At 43.1% G+C, this 16366-nt stretch carries 15 protein-coding genes; 8 read left to right on the forward strand and 7 right to left on the reverse strand.

What is annotated here, in order from left to right; translation table 11 throughout:
- Positions 1-84: 84 nt before the first annotated feature.
- From atpG to FTV42_RS07745, 3 genes are read left to right on the forward strand one after another with little or no spacing between them, the layout of a single operon-like run.
- On the forward strand, positions 85-954 hold the full coding sequence (atpG, locus tag FTV42_RS07735; protein ID WP_004644862.1) for a F0F1 ATP synthase subunit gamma: 870 nt from the start codon (positions 85-87) through the stop codon (positions 952-954).
- 26 nt (positions 955-980) lie between these two features.
- A complete protein-coding gene (atpD, locus tag FTV42_RS07740; protein WP_004644863.1) occupies positions 981-2375 on the forward strand; it encodes a F0F1 ATP synthase subunit beta in 1395 nt (464 codons plus the stop codon).
- A gap of 27 nt (positions 2376-2402) precedes the next feature.
- On the forward strand, positions 2403-2822 hold the full coding sequence (locus tag FTV42_RS07745; RefSeq protein WP_004732608.1) for a F0F1 ATP synthase subunit epsilon: 420 nt from the start codon (positions 2403-2405) through the stop codon (positions 2820-2822).
- Positions 2823-2873: 51 nt separating this feature from the next.
- On the opposite strand, the gene FTV42_RS07750 is transcribed toward FTV42_RS07745, so the two are convergent.
- Positions 2874-3512, reverse strand: a complete 639-nt coding sequence (locus FTV42_RS07750; RefSeq protein ID WP_138743286.1) for a hypothetical protein — start codon at positions 3510-3512, stop codon at positions 2874-2876.
- Between the two features lie 362 nt (positions 3513-3874).
- On the opposite strand from FTV42_RS07750, the gene FTV42_RS07755 reads away from it, so the two are divergent.
- The gene (locus FTV42_RS07755) at positions 3875-5251 is read left to right on the forward strand and encodes an NAD-dependent succinate-semialdehyde dehydrogenase (protein WP_180038384.1); all 1377 of its coding nucleotides are present in this window, start codon (positions 3875-3877) and stop codon (positions 5249-5251) included.
- A gap of 48 nt (positions 5252-5299) precedes the next feature.
- On the opposite strand, the gene FTV42_RS07760 is transcribed toward FTV42_RS07755, so the two are convergent.
- The 3 genes from FTV42_RS07760 to FTV42_RS07770 all read right to left on the reverse strand — a co-directional run bounded on the left by FTV42_RS07760 (position 5300) and on the right by FTV42_RS07770 (position 7901).
- Positions 5300-6292, reverse strand: a complete 993-nt coding sequence (locus tag FTV42_RS07760) for a pirin family protein (RefSeq protein WP_180038385.1) — start codon at positions 6290-6292, stop codon at positions 5300-5302.
- Positions 6293-6433: 141 nt separating this feature from the next.
- Entirely contained in the window at positions 6434-7033 is a 600-nt protein-coding gene (locus FTV42_RS07765) for a hypothetical protein (protein ID WP_180038386.1), read from the reverse strand.
- A 322-nt stretch (positions 7034-7355) separates the two neighbouring features.
- The gene (locus FTV42_RS07770; RefSeq protein ID WP_180038387.1) at positions 7356-7901 is read right to left on the reverse strand and encodes a glutathione peroxidase; all 546 of its coding nucleotides are present in this window, start codon (positions 7899-7901) and stop codon (positions 7356-7358) included.
- Between the two features lie 190 nt (positions 7902-8091).
- Between FTV42_RS07770 and FTV42_RS07775 the strand changes: the two genes are divergently transcribed.
- Entirely contained in the window at positions 8092-8988 is an 897-nt protein-coding gene (locus FTV42_RS07775) for a DMT family transporter (RefSeq protein WP_180038388.1), read from the forward strand.
- A gap of 444 nt (positions 8989-9432) precedes the next feature.
- On the opposite strand, the gene FTV42_RS07780 is transcribed toward FTV42_RS07775, so the two are convergent.
- Genes FTV42_RS07780 through FTV42_RS07790 form a run of 3 tightly spaced genes read right to left on the reverse strand, consistent with a single transcriptional unit; the run spans position 9433 to position 12395 of the window.
- Positions 9433-10002, reverse strand: a complete 570-nt coding sequence (locus tag FTV42_RS07780; RefSeq protein WP_121980267.1) for an L-threonylcarbamoyladenylate synthase — start codon at positions 10000-10002, stop codon at positions 9433-9435.
- A 41-nt stretch (positions 10003-10043) separates the two neighbouring features.
- The gene (gene dprA / locus FTV42_RS07785; protein WP_180038389.1) at positions 10044-11183 is read right to left on the reverse strand and encodes a DNA-processing protein DprA; all 1140 of its coding nucleotides are present in this window, start codon (positions 11181-11183) and stop codon (positions 10044-10046) included.
- Positions 11184-11240: 57 nt separating this feature from the next.
- On the reverse strand, positions 11241-12395 hold the full coding sequence (locus FTV42_RS07790) for a LysM peptidoglycan-binding domain-containing protein (protein ID WP_180038390.1): 1155 nt from the start codon (positions 12393-12395) through the stop codon (positions 11241-11243).
- Between the two features lie 120 nt (positions 12396-12515).
- Between FTV42_RS07790 and def the strand changes: the two genes are divergently transcribed.
- From def to FTV42_RS07805, 3 genes are all read left to right on the forward strand, one after another.
- On the forward strand, positions 12516-13046 hold the full coding sequence (gene def, locus FTV42_RS07795) for a peptide deformylase (RefSeq protein ID WP_180038391.1): 531 nt from the start codon (positions 12516-12518) through the stop codon (positions 13044-13046).
- A gap of 92 nt (positions 13047-13138) precedes the next feature.
- Entirely contained in the window at positions 13139-13549 is a 411-nt protein-coding gene (locus FTV42_RS07800; RefSeq protein WP_004644876.1) for a DUF2946 family protein, read from the forward strand.
- A gap of 72 nt (positions 13550-13621) precedes the next feature.
- A complete protein-coding gene (locus FTV42_RS07805) occupies positions 13622-15652 on the forward strand; it encodes a TonB-dependent copper receptor (RefSeq protein ID WP_180038392.1) in 2031 nt (676 codons plus the stop codon).
- The last annotated feature ends 714 nt before the right edge of the window (positions 15653-16366 follow it).

Consider the following 16366-nt stretch of genomic DNA (forward strand, 5'->3'; position numbering starts at 1 on the left):
ACCTCTGTTGAATTTAGTGTCGGTTTGGTTCACGGAATCAACCTTCGGAAGCTCGCAAGGGCTTTCGAATACTAGGTTAAGCGTATGGCAAATTTAAAAGAAATTCGCGCCAAAGTAGCTAGTATCAAGAGCACGCAGAAGATTACTCGAGCGATGCAAATGGTAGCAGCTTCTAAGATGCGTCGTGCGCAAGAGCGCATGGCTCAAGGCCGTCCGTATGCCGAAAATATGCACCGTGTAATTGCTCATTTGGTCCAAGCGAACCCTGAATACAAGCACCGTTATATGGTTGAACGCCCGGTTAAGCGCGTTGGCTATATCATTGTGTCTTCAGATCGTGGCCTTGCTGGTGGTTTGAACATTAACCTGTTCAAGAAAGTGGTTAAACACGTTCAACAGCAACAAGAGCAGTCAATTGAAGTTCAATTTGCTTTAATTGGTCAAAAAGCGGTTTCGTTTTTTAAAAACTACGGCGGTAAAGTGCTTGGTGCGACGACGCAAGTCGGCGATGCCCCAAGTCTTGAGCAGTTATCTGGTTCTGTACAGGTGATGTTGGACGCTTATGATAAAGGCGAGTTAGATCGTATTTATCTAGTGTCAAACGGCTTTGTCAATGCCATGACTCAAAATCAAAAAATCGAACAACTTGTTCCTTTGGCTGCTGCTGAAGAAGACAAGAATCTGAACCGTCAATACGGTTGGGATTACATCTACGAGCCTGAAGCTGAAGAGCTTTTAAATGGCTTGTTGGTTCGCTATATCGAGTCTGTGGTGTATCAAGGTGTGATTGAAAACATCGCATGTGAGCAGTCTGCACGTATGGTCGCTATGAAAGCAGCGACAGACAACGCAGGCGAGATCATTAAGAGCCTGCAACTTATTTATAACAAGCTGCGTCAAGCCGCGATTACTCAGGAAATTTCTGAGATCGTTGGTGGTGCCGCTGCCGTTTAACATTATTTTGAATTGAGGAGACAGCAATGAATAGCGGTCGTATCATTCAGATCATCGGCGCGGTTATCGACGTCGAGTTTGAACGCAACAGCGTTCCTAAGATCTATGACGCTCTCCAAGTAGATGGTACTGAAACTACTTTAGAAGTTCAGCAACAGCTTGGTGATGGCGTAGTTCGTACTATTGCAATGGGTTCTACTGAAGGCCTTAAGCGTGGTTTGAACGTAACTAACACTAACGCGCCGATTTCTGTACCAGTAGGTACAGCGACTCTAGGCCGTATCATGGACGTTCTTGGTCGCCCAATCGACGAAGCTGGTCCTGTTGCGACTGAAGCGCGTTTACCAATTCACCGTCAAGCGCCTTCTTATGCAGAACAAGCGGCTTCTACTGACCTTTTAGAAACTGGTATTAAAGTCATCGACTTACTTTGCCCGTTCGCGAAAGGTGGTAAAGTTGGTCTGTTCGGTGGTGCCGGTGTTGGTAAAACTGTAAACATGATGGAGTTGATCAACAACATCGCGAAAGCTCACTCAGGTTTATCTGTGTTTGCTGGTGTTGGTGAGCGTACTCGTGAAGGTAACGACTTCTATCACGAAATGAAAGATTCTAACGTTCTAGACAAAGTAGCAATGGTCTACGGTCAGATGAACGAGCCACCGGGTAACCGTTTACGCGTAGCGTTGACTGGTTTGACCATGGCTGAATATTTCCGTGACGAGAAAGACGAAAACGGTAAAGGCCGTGACGTACTATTGTTCGTAGATAACATCTATCGTTATACACTAGCGGGTACTGAAGTATCAGCACTTCTAGGTCGTATGCCATCTGCAGTAGGTTACCAGCCTACACTTGCAGAAGAGATGGGTGTTCTTCAAGAACGTATTACATCGACTAAGTCTGGTTCTATTACGTCAATCCAAGCGGTATACGTACCTGCCGATGACTTAACAGATCCATCGCCTGCTACAACGTTTGCTCACTTGGACGCAACTGTTGTATTGAGCCGTGACATCGCATCTTCTGGTATTTACCCAGCGATCGATCCACTAGACTCAACTTCACGCCAGTTAGATCCGTTAGTTGTTGGTCAAGAGCATTATGAAATTGCACGTTCTGTACAGAACGTATTGCAACGTTATAAAGAGCTTAAAGACATCATCGCGATTCTTGGTATGGACGAGCTTGCTGAAGAAGATAAACTGGTTGTTTACCGTGCGCGTAAAATCCAGCGTTTCTTCTCTCAACCGTTCCACGTAGCTGAAGTATTTACTGGTGCTCCTGGTAAATTAGTATCTCTTAAAGAAACGATTCGTGGCTTTAAAGGTCTTCTAGCTGGTGAATACGATCACATCCCAGAACAAGCGTTCTACATGGTTGGTGGTATTGACGAAGTTATTGCTAAAGCCGAGAAACTTTAATTAGCTACTCTAATTTAGGAGATTCTCATGGCGACTATGCAATGTGATGTTGTAAGTGTTCAGGAGTCTTTGTACTCAGGCACTATAACTATGCTAATTGCAAAAGGTGCTGGCGGTGAGTTGGGTATTATGCCTGGCCATGCTCCGTTGGTAACTTTGCTCCAACCTGGCGCGATCCGCGTTATATTGGAAAACGGTACAGAAGAGTTGATCTATGTATCTGGTGGTGTTCTAGAAGTTCAACCGCATGTTGTTACGGTTCTTGCAGATACTGCAGTCCGTGCAGAAAACTTAGATGAAGCAGCTATTGTTGAAGCGCGTAAACACGCTGAAGCATTGCTTGCGAATCAAAAGAGCGATTTGGACGCTGCTGCTGCTTTGGCTGCTCTTGCAGAAACTGCTGCTCAGCTGGAAACGATCCGCAAAATCAAAAACCGCGCTCAATAAGAGACGGTTTGAGATTGAAAAAACCACCCGAGAGGGTGGTTTTTTTATGGTTCATAGGTTCTTATCATGTTTGTTTTTATATATGTGTTCATAAAAAAAGATTAAGTCTTTTTCTCTACCATAATTATTGCCAGAACCAAATGTAGCTACTACGTACAAAAAACCAAACTTTTCTAATTCAGATGCTGAAAAGTTACATTCATTATTCGTAAGGTAGTAATCCTTCTTGGATTTGTTCATTTCAAATGATAAGTAGGCTTTTTCTAACCCTTCTAATAAAAACGATGTAAATTGAGGAATAATATGAGCATATCTTAAAAAATTTTCACGATTTATTTCTTTCGCATCATATAAAAGAGCTAAACGAGCGAGCATTTTAGATTGATGGATTAAATAGACTTTATCTAAAGCATTGAGTAATTCACCACCTATTTCTAAGTTGTTTTGATTCTTGAAGATTTTTAGTAATGTTCCTGATGCTAACTTTTCACCTTCCTTTATAAATTCCAGGATATTTTTTAATTTTTGCTTTTCGTTATAGCTTCTGAAAACTTTATAAATCGCTAAACCTGAAGATGCTATTGGAAAAGCTTTTAAAATTTCTTGAAAAATAGTATCAGTCGTTTCTAAAACTGTATTATCAAAATAGTTTTCTGCTGTTTGAATGATATTAGATGGTATTTGACTCATTATGAATTTTCTTTTTTCTACTATATAGAATAATGTACTACACACCTGAAAATTTGAAATTTATATTTTTAGCATCACCTTAAAACAGCTGATTTAGATTATTTGTTTTAGCTTGGAATTTTTGCAAGTATCGATCTTGAGAGTGTTGGTTTTACATTTCCGATTCTTAAATAAATTTTAATTTGTACCACTCGATATAACTTTTACCCTTTCTCAGTAATGTTTTGAACCAATCTGTAAACCTGCACACGCCATAAAAAAATCAGTGATAAGTTAAATGATTCGAACAGATTTCGCTTGTTATAGCTTAATACGATAGAAGTTTAGAACAGGCAAAACTTATAATTGAAAAAGGGAAAACCATGGCTTATCAATCTATTAATCCATTTACCAATCAAAAATTGAAAGACTACCCATCGCATAGCGATCAAGATATTCAACATGCACTCGATACTGCAGAAAAAATCCTAAAGTCAGACTGGTCACAGCAGGTCGATACCCGTATTGCAGTACTGCGTAAATTGGCTACCAACATGCGAGCGCAAAAATCCGAACTGGCCAAGCTTATGACCCAGGATATGGGAAAACTGATTAAGCAGAGTGAAGGTGAAATCGAAACCTGCGCCAAAATTGCAGAATACTATGCCGATCATGCCAAAGAATTTTTAGCGCCAGTGTCTTATCAGACCGATCTGGGTGAAGCCTGGGTCGAGCATCATCCATTGGGTATTATCATGGCAGTTGAACCGTGGAATTTCCCATTTTATCAACTGATGCGGGTATTTGCGCCGAACTGTGCCATTGGTAATCCGGTTCTGGCAAAACATGCTGGCATTGTACCGCAATGTGCGGAAGCCTTTGAACAACTGGTCTTGGATGCAGGCGCACCCAAAGGTGTCTGGACCAATCTGTTTATCAGCAGTGATCAGGTCGCGGAAGTAATTGCAGACAAGCGCGTGCGTGGTGTGGCACTCACAGGTTCAGAAGGTGCGGGCAGTGCTGTCGCTGAACAGGCCGGAAAACATCTTAAGAAATCAACGCTGGAATTGGGCGGTAATGATGTATTCATCGTGCTCGATGATGCAGATTTGGAACGCGCGATTAAGTTAGGCTGTCAGGCGCGGGTTAATAATGCCGGGCAGGTGTGTACGGCGGCGAAACGATTTATCTTGCATGAAAAAATTGCCGAACAATTCAAAGCCGGCATGCTGAAAGCTTTTGAACAGTTAAAGCTGGGTGATCCGCTTGATCCTGAAACCACGTTGGGTCCATTGTCTTCAAAAGATGCGCTGGAAAAACTCTCCAAACAGGTCGAAAAGGCTGTAGCGCAAGGTGCGACCGTAGTTACTGGCGGTAAGGCTGTAGAACATCAAGGCAATTTCTATGCACCGACCATTCTGGAAAATATCACGCGTGAAAATGAAGCTTGGTATGAAGAATTTTTTGGTCCGGTGGCGCAAATTTATGTGGCGAAGAATGATGATGAGATTGTCGAAATTGCCAATGATTCCAATTATGGCCTAGGTGGCGTGATTCATTCACAGGATATCGAGCGTGCCAAAAAACTGGCGTCACGGGTGGAAACAGGCATGATCTGGATCAACTGGTTTACTGACACCACACCTGAGTTGCCATTTGGTGGAATCAAAAATTCCGGTTATGGGCATGAACTGTCGATTGATGGTTTCAGAGAATTTGTGCAGAAAAAACTGGTCGTCGTCAAAAGCCCGAAAAAATAATACGATCTAATGTCAAAGAAGCCACTATTCAGTGGCTTCTTTGTTTGGTTAGTCTGGATATTCTTCACGTTTGCCGCCTTCATAACTGGCAAAACGTGGGTGTTCTGGTGGAAATGACGGTTCAGCACTTGGCCAAGGCCAGCCCCCAAACTGAGTTTCGCGATAACGGCGAAAAGCAGTATCTAGCTCTTGCGCACTATTCAAAACAAAAGGCCCATGTGTGGCAACTGGTGCACCGATCGGTTCACCCTCCAGCCATAAAATATGTGATTCCAGCAGCCCACCTTTGAGCTGAATATCTGCATCGGGTTTAAGTTCCAGTAGATGCTTTGGCGCTATCTTCTGTCCTTCAAGTTCCAGGCTTTTGCCCTGATAAAAATAACAAAAACGCGTTGCAGTAGCAGTAGTGGCGGGAATGGTTAATTCTGCTTCCGGCCCTAAAGTGATTAAATAAATATTGAGCTGATTCTCTGGAAGGGCTGCCCATGAATGTGGTGGGCGGTCCAGTGCCTGAGTCTGTTTAAACTGTCCTGAAATGACCCGGATATCCGCTTTACGTCCGCCCGCATCGGCTGAAAATACATGTGGAATCTGTTCACGCCACAACATTTTATAATCGGCTGGCTGTTTTTTCTGTTCCGGTGAGGAATTCAGCCAGATTTGAAACAGCTCCAGAGGATTGTCCTGATCCTGATGGACTAAGGGAAACATCTCGCAATGCTGCACCCCATTGCCGGTAGTCAGCCATTGCACATCACCCGCGCCATAACGTCCTGAGTTTCCTAGCGAGTCAAAATGATCGACATAACCGCGCTCAACAATGGTAATGGTTTCAAAGCCAGTATGCGGATGCTCCGGAAAGCCGGGAATACTCTCGCCATAATACATGTCATATTCATGCTGCTGTGGCGGGGAAACTGTGCCTAATTCGACATTGCCTTGCGGATAATGATCTTGATGATGAACGGTAAAAATAAAAGGATCTTTCAGATCAAGCCGGGATGTGACTGGAACCACAGAATACAGCACTGAATTCGACATGATTGAACTCCTGATGATCTGATTAGATGAAAATTCTTGATCTAAATATAATTTTTATAATCCATAACAGTGTATAGCCTGCAAGACGATTGAGGAAGGTGGGTTTCGATCAATCGCCTCAAAATGAGATTTTTAGGTATTTTAAGTATTGTCCTGATCAGTATTGCTCTCTGATTCCTGATCTGGATTCTGGATCAGCAAGCCGGCCAGTTTGACCATTTCGGATTGCACATTAACCATCTGCGATTCAATCTTTTTCAAGTTCACTTGGCTGAAATCCACCTGACCATTTAAAAGAGGAGAAGCCAGAACTTGCTGATTGGCGGTCATAATGTTGTCACGAATCTGGTCAATTTCCTGACTTTTCAAGTTCAGGTTGCTTAACACCTGATTAAAACTGCTGAGTTGCTGTTGTAGCTGGGTCGCAGTGGACTGCAGTTGCTGGGTATCTTTAGCTTCGACCGCCGTTTGCAGTTCGGTCTGGGTCTGTTTTAACTGTTCCACATAACTGCCGGCCTTGAGCTGCAAGTCGGCGACATCACGAACCATATAAAACATATTGCCCGATTTAAGTTCGGTTTGTGCTGCTGAACTCTGTTGCTGAGAGGCTGGTTCCAGATCTGAGGTCGTGGTATCTGCCTGTTCAGCCGGTGCTTCGACAGCCTGTTCACAGCCCATCAGTAAAATTCCAGAGCTAAATAATGCGAAAGGAAGGACAGCATTGGCAAGAATCTTGGACATGGAATCAGGGTCTCGATACAGGTGATGGAATTTGAGTAGTATTTAATATAAGGACAAACTATGGAGATAAAAAAGATTGTTGCAAACTCATAACAATTCTTCTGGGTTCCGAATGTTTCCTTATTTAAAAACAGGAAAAAGATTATTAAAAACTGGTAAAGAAGTACTTTGTTCTCACCAAATTGGCTTGTTCGGCCTGCAATCATTTTGAAGATATGTCCGGTTAATCTCAATTTAGCTAAATAGCGGTTTTAAAAAAATAAGTATCTATCAAAAAATAGATACTTATTTCAAGCTTGAAGCTTATGAGAATAATCGAGAATTATTTTGCAAGTTCTGCGTTCACTGCATCGACAATCCGTGGATCATCCGCAGTAATATCCGGTGCAAAACGTGCCACCACTTCACCATTTTTATTGATCAGGAATTTTTCAAAGTTCCATAGTACTTCTGGTGGCTGGTTTGGCGTTAGGCCATAATCGACCAGATCTTTCCACCAAGGGCCTTCACCGATGCGTTCCGGGATCGCTTGCGTAAGGGTGGTATATAAAGGATGCTTGTCTTCGCCCGCGACAGAGATTTTAGCAAATAGCGGGAAGTCGACTTTATAATTTACTGAACAGAATTCCTGAATCTCGGCTTCGCTACCCGGTTCCTGTTCCAAAAAGTTATTGGCAGGGAAGCCCAGAATTTCCAGACCTTCCGCTTTTTTGTCCTGATACAGTTTTTGTAAGCCTTCATATTGCGGCGTCAGGCCACATTTAGATGCGACGTTAACCACCAGTAAAACCTTACCTTGGTACTGGTTTAAAGTGGTTTCTGTTCCTTCAATAGTTTTGACTGGAATGTCATATACAGAGCGAGTCATTAGATTTCCTGTTTATTGCGACTGAACGGTATTTGTTTTAACGGGTATTCGCTTTCAGTACAAGTAGAAACAGGTGAGCTTAGTTACTTAAAGCTGCAAATTGCCTCAATATTATGTGAAAAATCTATTATGCTAGGATGCGCGAATAGGCATAGCTTAATAACAAGACCAGCGAATCATGGATGAAAGTATGACACAGCAACAAAAGGCAGTCTGGTGGGCCATGGCCTTACCACTGGCCGCAGTTTTGATTTGGTCTCTGAATATGACGGTTACCCGTTATGTGGCAGATTATATTTCTCCCATCAGTATCAGTTTTTATCGCTGGGCCTTGGCCTTGCTGATTTTAACTCCATTCATGTTGCCCAAAGTCAAAGCAGCGTGGCCGCAGATTCGTCCGCATCTCGGACATTTTGCCATTTTGAGTGCGCTGGGAATGGTGCTGTATCAGGGGCTGGCTTATAGCTCGGCACACTACACTACTGCCACCAACATGGGCCTGATCAATGCCTTTATTCCTATTTTTACCATTATCGTGGGTATTTTTGTTTTAAAGATTCGCCCGACACAGGCTGCAGTGCTAGGGAGTCTTCTGTCCTTTATTGGCTTGATGTATGTCATGGCGCAAGGGCAGGGTCTGCAGTTCTTAAGCGTAGGTGAAAGCTATATTGGCGATCTGTTGATGTTGATCGCAGTATTTTTCTATGCCTGTTATGGCGTGTTTCTGAAGAAATGGCAGATTCAGATTCCACTCTTAGTGAGCCTGTATATCAAGATTTTTATGGCCTTTCTCTATCATATTCCTTTGGTATTGATTTTAGGTCTGGACAGCATCAATCACGCTAATGCAGCCAGCATTATCTATGCCGGAATTTTCCCTTCCATTGCCGCACCCTTGTTCTGGATGATGGCCGTGCAGCAACTTGGTCCCAATCGCAGCAGCATTTTTATGAACCTGATGCCGATCTTTACCGCAGTAGTGGCATATTTGTGGCTGGGTGAAGCCTGGACCATGTATCACAGTATTGGTGGTGGCATCATTTTACTCGGAATCCTCTGGGCTCAATATCCCGGCAGATCCGCTTAATTAGGAATTAAAAGAGCTGATTAAGAATTTTGTCTGATTAAACATTGAGCGGTTGATCAAGATTTTTTAATTGAAATCCTCTTTTAAATGTTAATTTTCAAATGTTAAAACAAATAGAAGAATATCGCTTTATTTTAAAAAGAGAATAGAAAGAGCAGGATATTTTGAATATCGATTAAAAAGCATTAGTTATTGATAGAAAATATGTATTATTCGATTGTTTTATTGTACTTGTCGTTGTACTCAGTTTCTTTCATAATGCGCCCATCGAGAATGATCAAGCAAGAAAATCCTTGTTTTATCAGACTCCCAGAGATTTTATGAACCCTCTGGATGTGATTTATGCACATCCTTTTTTATGCTCAGCCATCCCTATATGGCTGAGCTTTTTTTTGTCTTAAAACTTTAGTCGGGCTTGAGTGTCCCGACTAAATCAGACAGGACTCAGTCACGAATAACTACACCAGTCACTGCATCAATGATCCGGCTTGGTTGCTGACTTAAACCGAGGTCACCATTTAGATAATTCAGGTTCTGGTCAAAATAGCGGATCGCATCCTGAAGTGAGCGGGCAGGTTCCATGCCGGCAGGGTTGGCACTGGTCGAAACGATAAAACCGCCAAAGGCCTGACACAGTGCCACACAGAGTGGGTGAGTGGTTACACGTACGGCTACTTTAGGATGATGACCTTTAATCCAGTCAGGAATATCTTTATTTGCAGGAAGTAGCCAGGTGGTCGCGCGATCAGCAGGTCTGTCATGGTTCCAGGATTCAATCACTTTTTCACGCATTTCTTCGCTTAAATCCTGCAGCAGATGTTCTACCTGTGAAAGATGAGCTGCCAGCAGAATCACACCTTTCTCAATCGGGCGTTGCTTCAATTCTAGAATCTGATGAAATGCCTGTTCATTATAGGGGTCGCAACCCAAGCCCCAAACAGCCTCTGTAGGATATGCCAAGACTTGTCCGTCTTTAAGCCATGCTGCTGCTTCGGCAACAGAGGTAGTGATCATGTGGATACCTTATATTAAACAACAAAGCGCTATTGTGAACCTTATTTCAGAATCCGACAACGTAGATACAGGCCGGCTTGCTGGGTACAAAAACCGAGCAACTCCAGTTCCATCAGTTGACTGGTCAAAGCAGATACCTCTTGCTTTACCTGCGTTCCCAGTTGATCCAGACTCTGTCCCACCCAGTCCAGCTGGTTATACAGACTAAGCAGATGTGGCGGGATCTGTTGTGGTTCTGCTGCAGCGACTTCCAGTTTGGGAGTATTTTCCAAAGCCTGCCATTGCGTCGCCAGTGCCAGTTCTTCGATGACCTGCTGCGGGTGATCAATCAAAATTGCACCTTCACGAATCAGTTGGTGGCAGCCCTGATGATGCTCGCTGTAAATATGTCCCGGAATGGCAAACACAGTTTTACCTTGCTCAGCTGCCAGTTTAGCCGTAATCAGAGAACCACTTTTTAATGCAGCCTCTGCCACAATCACACCTAGACTTAAACCACTGACGATTCGGTTGCGCCGTGGGAAATGGTGTTGCAAAGGCAGCGTATCTGGTAGAAACTCACTGATGACTGCACCATCGTGCTCAATGATTTGCTGGCGTAGTGATTGATGTTGTGTTGGATAGGTTTGATCCAGTCCAGTCGCCATCACTGCAATTGTCCCTTGATGCTGTAACGCAGCTCGATGCGCTGCTTCATCAATACCGTGTGCCAGACCGCTATTGATATAAAAACCCTGTTCACTCAGGTAAAAAGCAAAATCATAAGCCACTTGCCGGCCATGCAGACTAGGTTTGCGACTGCCCACAATTGCAATCTGTGCCTGAAGCAGGGTGTCGGATCTACCCTGACCAAAAATGATCGGTGGTTTATCTGCATAAGGATGCAACTGCTGCGGATAATGCGGATCGCTGTGCAACAAAATAAAATCGCTATCCTGCTGGATCTGCTGCAAACATCGCTGAAATTTCTGTTGCGCTTCTGGTAGATGGAACTCTTTTAAGCGCTGTACATGATTGGCATGAATACCCAGTGTCTGCCAGACGGGTACTTGATCTGGCTGAATGGCATTGGTCAGTTGGACATAGTGTTGACTGATTTTATAGAAGCTCGAAAGAGAATGCTGAACCAGATACCATAACGTAATTGTTTCCAGTTGCGCGCGCGATAACGGGTTCAGCATATTGAGACCTATAGGGTTGTCTTCTTATTATTAAGTTTTTTTTATTTAGACAAATATTTATTCATCTAAAAGAGGTGCTTGAATCCCTGCACCCATCTTGATTGGTAATTCACTTTCCAGCACATAAGCATAGCTTAATTGATCGAAGGTTTTAAATACCATGATCTGGCCAATACGCTCGCCCGGCAATTGCACACGTTCTTTAGTTTTAGGATCAGTCACCACTTCACCTTTTTGATTCACGCTAAAGACATGTCCAGTCTGAACCCCATGTGCCGTACCACGGTCAATGGTAACGACACTATGACGTGCTGCTGTACCAATTGACCCCAATACACGCACAATCTGACCACCGGCAGCAATATTTTCTGCATTGGTCGGATAGAACAGGGTCGGTAACATTGGATCGTATTCAGGCAAGACGCGATCACCACGACGTACTTCTGCATTGTAACTATCTGTCAGTTCAAGTGTGGTGACATCACCTTCGCCACGTACCGCAATACCAGATGCCACCTGTTGCAGCTCGAGTGCAGACGTATATTTCTTGCCATTTGCATCCGTAAATACATACGGTTCAGCTTCACGATACACCGCATAGCGTTGACCCACTACCAGGCCGTGACCACGTGCATAGACTTTCTGACCTTTGCCAGCCAGTACGCGCTGATCTGCAGTTCCGAGAATGTAGGGTGTGCCCTGAACTGAATCAGGTGCCAGAAGGGTGTAGCGTTCTAGCCACTGCTTGATGTGCTCAAGCGGAATCACGGGAATCGTATTATTTAAAGATTCAACCCGAATCTGGGGTTGCAGAGAAGTACTGCCAAGATAGCGGCTGATAATACCTTCACAACCATCACCTTCGTCTTTACCAATAATCGGGCGGCCCTGGTAATCACACATCAACAGGCGGTCACCCGGGAAAATCCAGTGTGGATTTTTCACGTGCTTATTGCTGGCCCAGATTTCCGGCCAACGGACCGGATTTTTCAGGAAGCGTTTCGAGATATCCCAAAGCGTATCGCCTTTTTTCACCACATAAACGTTCGGTGCATTGGCTTTTAATGCCGGTGGATTGACGTTGCGTGCAGGTGCTGCCTCGGCAGAATGAATGGTCCCCATACTGACGCCAACACAAACGGCAAGTGCCAGCATCTGATTTTTAAACCCCAAGGCACTAAAAAATGGCATGCCCTTCAAAACCTTTTTCATTATCATAATTCCTAAAATTATGTGCGTAGTTGCGTTATAATAACGATCTTACACACATTTTTTTGATGAAGCATTCCCTTCATTTGGTTTTTTGATCAATGGCATAATTGAGGACGCAGTATGGCCTTATTACCTATTTTAAGTTTCCCGGATCCCCGTCTTCGTACCATTGCACAACCTGTCGAAGAAGTGACTGATGAAATTCGTCAGCTCGCTGCGGATATGTTTGAAACCATGTATGAAGCATCAGGTATCGGACTTGCCGCGACTCAGGTGGATCGTCATATTCAGCTGATTGTTATGGATCTGTCTGAAAATAAAGATCAACCGATGGTGTTTATTAACCCCAAAATCACACCATTGACTGAAGAAACGCAGCCCTACGAAGAAGGCTGTCTATCAGTTCCTCAAATATACGATAAAGTTGATCGTCCGTCACGCGTAAAAATTGAGGCAATTAATCTGGAAGGTCAAGCATTTGATCTCGATGCTGACGGACTTCTCGCTGTGTGTATCCAACATGAAATGGATCACTTAAATGGCAAATTATTTGTCGATTATTTATCGCCATTAAAACGTCAACGTGCACGTGAAAAAGTGGAAAAACTGGTACGCCAGCGTAATAAAGACAAGGTGGCAGTGAAGCGCTAGGATCATTTTAAAGTTTATTTAAATGGTCTAGCAAAGCCCAATTCTGATTGGGCTTTGCTATAATCAACATAAGCATATTTTAGGAATAGCCTGTGTTTTTACGCGCGGGGCTGCTATTTGCATTTGCAGCTGTGTTTCTACAGATTGCTGTATTTTTACAGCCTTTGTTACCGAAGCAATATCAGGTTGCTCCGGTCTGTGAAACCATCACGCGTGCGCTTTTTATCGCGACAGATGCTCATGCGCAGCATAGCGCTGGCGAGCATAGTCACCTTATCCAATCTGATCATCTTCAACATGATCATCATGATGCCAATCATCAGTGTCAGTACTGTAAGGTTCATGCCAATTTAGTCTTACCGCCTGATCTGGACATCAAACAGGTTCTTGACCGGATTCATGTCCGTTTAATTGCCTATCAAAAAACCTTTAAGCATGTCTGGTTTGTCCTTCAGCAACTCTTCTTAATTCCTCAGGGGCGAGCGCCACCACTGCCTGCATAAATCTGCATTTTTCAGCTTGGGTTGGTATTGACTCAAGCCGTGCCTAATTTATGTATTTAGTGAGATAGAGAAATGGCTCAGCCTAAATTTTCTTTACAGCCACTTGCGGCTGCGATTTGTGTTGCTTGTTATTCTTCGATAGTGATGGCCAATGACGCCATGCCGGTTCAAACATTTGCCCCGATTGTGGTGACGTCAGCATCAGGTAATGATGCCAATGGGCTGATTGTCCGCGCTGATCCAAAACAGCCGATTCAACCGATTCCTGCCAGTGATGGTGCGGATTATTTGCAAAGTATTGTCGGCTTTAGTTCGGTCAATAGCGGTGCCGGCACCAATGGTGATGTGACGTTCCGCGGCATGTTTGGTTCACGAATTAAGATCCTAACTGATGGCACCGAAAACCTGGGCGCCTGTCCAAGTCGTATGGATTCGCCGACCTCTTATATTTCTCCGGAAAGCTATGACCGTATTTCGGTGATTAAAGGACCGCAAACGGTTCAGTATGCCAATACTGGCTCTGCGGCCACAGTGATTTTCGAACGTACACCGGAGCAGTTTGATCAAGATCAAAACTATCGCGGTCAGGCCAGTGTCTTGATGGGAGCTTTCGGACGTCTTGATCATAATGTGGAAGTCGCAGCAGGCGATGAACAGAAATATATTCGCCTCAATACCAATCGTTCGGTATTGAATAGCTATCAAGATGGAGATGGAACCACTGTACCTTCAGATTGGGAGCGCTGGAATGCGGATCTGGCATTGGGCTGGACTCCAGATACAGATACCTGGGTAGAGCTGACTGGCGGTAAAGCTGATGGTGAAGCGGTGTATGCTGGTCGGGCGATGGATGGCTCAAAATTTGCCAGAGAAAGTCTAGGTCTAAGATTTGAGAAGAAAAATGTCAGCGATGTGATCAAGAAAATTGAAGCACAGGTGAACTACAACTTTAATGACCATGTTATGGATAATTTTAGTTTGCGCGAGTTCCAGCCTGGAGGAATGATGAGTATGCCAATGGCGACCAATGTGACACGTAAAACATTGAACGCGCGTATGGCAATGACCAATGAATGGGATAAATTACAGCTGATTACTGGCATTGATAGTCAGAATAACGAACATGCTAAACGTAACGGAAGTCTGATGACGCCGTATCAAACTCAGCCAAGAACTAAAGATATGGAATTCCAGTCTGTGGGGGCTTTTGGAGAACTGAGTTATCAGCTTAGTGATAACAATAAGCTAGTGTCTGGTGTCCGTCTTGATCAGGTCAATGTAGACGCTGTTCAATCTCAACAGGAACGCAAAGAAACTTTACCGAGTGCCTTTATTCGTTTTGAAAATCATCATCCCGATCATGACGATGGCAAGACCTATATTGGTCTGGGTTATGTCGAGCGTATGCCGGATTACTGGGAATTATTTAGTCCTAAAACGGGAAATGATAACGTCAATACTTTTGCCAATATTGATATTGAAAAGACATTACAGCTAGATTTTGGTTATCAACATGAGCATGGTCATTTCAACTCATGGGCATCCGCATACGCAGGTTTGATTAATGATTATGTGTTAAAGACATATAAACCTACTGGCATGATGGGAATGCTCGAAGCACATACCCGTAATGTCGATGCTACTATCGCTGGTGCAGAAGCTGGAATTGGTTACCAGTTTACTGACCGCCTACAGGCCGATATCAGCGCCATGTATGCTTGGGGTGAAAACACCACAGATAATACGCCGTTACCACAAATCTCTCCTTTAGAAGCCCGTGTTAACTTGCGCTATGTTCAAGACAAATATAATTTTGGATTGCTATGGCGTGTAGTAGATGGTCAAAACCGGATCAGTCTTAACGAAGGTAATATTGTGGGTTATGACAACAAGCAGAGCGCAGGCTTTGGTATTTTGTCTTTAAACGGTAGCTACCATGTTATGGATAGCGTGGATGTATCAGTCGGAGTCGATAATGTTCTAGACCGGACTTATACCGAGCACTTAAATAAAATGGGTGCTTCCGGGACAGGTTTACCAGCAACCGAGCAGTTTGATAATATGGGACGTAATTACTGGGCACGTGTCAGTATGAAATTCTAATTGTTGCTTAATATTCCAAAAGCCATTGCTACATAGCAGTGGCTTTTTTAATTTTTAGGATTGGCGTTCATTTTTTTATATTTAAATAGAGCAGTTATTTATAGGAACAAGGTCGAACAAAACAAGTTTTGTGTATATAAACGCCAGGTTGATGAAGAATCAAACAAGAATAGAATGTGAATTGAACGATATAAGTCATGTGATAAAGATTTTTATAATTTAAACATAAATAAATCAATATCTTATAGTTTATGTAGATAGGTTGTGTTAGATATACTCAATAAAATTCAAAAATAATGAAAATAAATTAACTATATATAACAATTACTTATATTTTTATTGGTTTGAAAAATAAACACACGATAAAAAATTTTTGCAAGAAGTGTTGCAAGGACTCTGAAATGCTGTAGAATGCACATCCATCGGCGGTGATGAAGATTAAAACTTCTGATAAAACAGTGACTTAGTTAAGTTTGATTAAGTTCGGTTTTAGAAAGAAAGTTTAAAAATAGTTTTCATTACTGGTTGACTTTCTAGAGATAGAGAGTAATATAGCCGACCTAGCTTGCTGGTGACGAATTAGCAAGAAGATCATTAAGAGATTATGAAGAACAACTTGTGTGGATTTTTACTGGTTGATTGATCGAAATTATTTTCATTGATTGATGGTAGAAATTACTCGAAGTTTATTTGAGAAATATTTGTCAGAAAATT

Origin of the sequence: Acinetobacter sp. YH16052 (assembly GCF_013417155.1) — a bacterium.
Classification (GTDB): Bacteria; Pseudomonadota; Gammaproteobacteria; order Pseudomonadales; family Moraxellaceae; genus Acinetobacter.

What these genes read in the sequence shown, in the direction of transcription:
- atpG (WP_004644862.1), top strand. Translation starts at nt 85, where the DNA reads ATGGCAAATTTAAAAGAAATTCGCGCCAAAGTAGCTAGTATCAAGAGC.
- atpD (WP_004644863.1), top strand. Translation starts at nt 981, where the DNA reads ATGAATAGCGGTCGTATCATTCAGATCATCGGCGCGGTTATCGACGTC.
- FTV42_RS07745 (WP_004732608.1), top strand. Translation starts at nt 2,403, where the DNA reads ATGGCGACTATGCAATGTGATGTTGTAAGTGTTCAGGAGTCTTTGTAC.
- FTV42_RS07750 (WP_138743286.1), bottom strand. Translation starts at nt 3,512, where the DNA reads ATGAGTCAAATACCATCTAATATCATTCAAACAGCAGAAAACTATTTT.
- FTV42_RS07755 (WP_180038384.1), top strand. Translation starts at nt 3,875, where the DNA reads ATGGCTTATCAATCTATTAATCCATTTACCAATCAAAAATTGAAAGAC.
- FTV42_RS07760 (WP_180038385.1), bottom strand. Translation starts at nt 6,292, where the DNA reads ATGTCGAATTCAGTGCTGTATTCTGTGGTTCCAGTCACATCCCGGCTT.
- FTV42_RS07765 (WP_180038386.1), bottom strand. Translation starts at nt 7,033, where the DNA reads ATGTCCAAGATTCTTGCCAATGCTGTCCTTCCTTTCGCATTATTTAGC.
- FTV42_RS07770 (WP_180038387.1), bottom strand. Translation starts at nt 7,901, where the DNA reads ATGACTCGCTCTGTATATGACATTCCAGTCAAAACTATTGAAGGAACA.
- FTV42_RS07775 (WP_180038388.1), top strand. Translation starts at nt 8,092, where the DNA reads ATGACACAGCAACAAAAGGCAGTCTGGTGGGCCATGGCCTTACCACTG.
- FTV42_RS07780 (WP_121980267.1), bottom strand. Translation starts at nt 10,002, where the DNA reads ATGATCACTACCTCTGTTGCCGAAGCAGCAGCATGGCTTAAAGACGGA.
- dprA (WP_180038389.1), bottom strand. Translation starts at nt 11,183, where the DNA reads ATGCTGAACCCGTTATCGCGCGCGCAACTGGAAACAATTACGTTATGG.
- FTV42_RS07790 (WP_180038390.1), bottom strand. Translation starts at nt 12,395, where the DNA reads ATGAAAAAGGTTTTGAAGGGCATGCCATTTTTTAGTGCCTTGGGGTTT.
- def (WP_180038391.1), top strand. Translation starts at nt 12,516, where the DNA reads ATGGCCTTATTACCTATTTTAAGTTTCCCGGATCCCCGTCTTCGTACC.
- FTV42_RS07805 (WP_180038392.1), top strand. Translation starts at nt 13,622, where the DNA reads ATGGCTCAGCCTAAATTTTCTTTACAGCCACTTGCGGCTGCGATTTGT.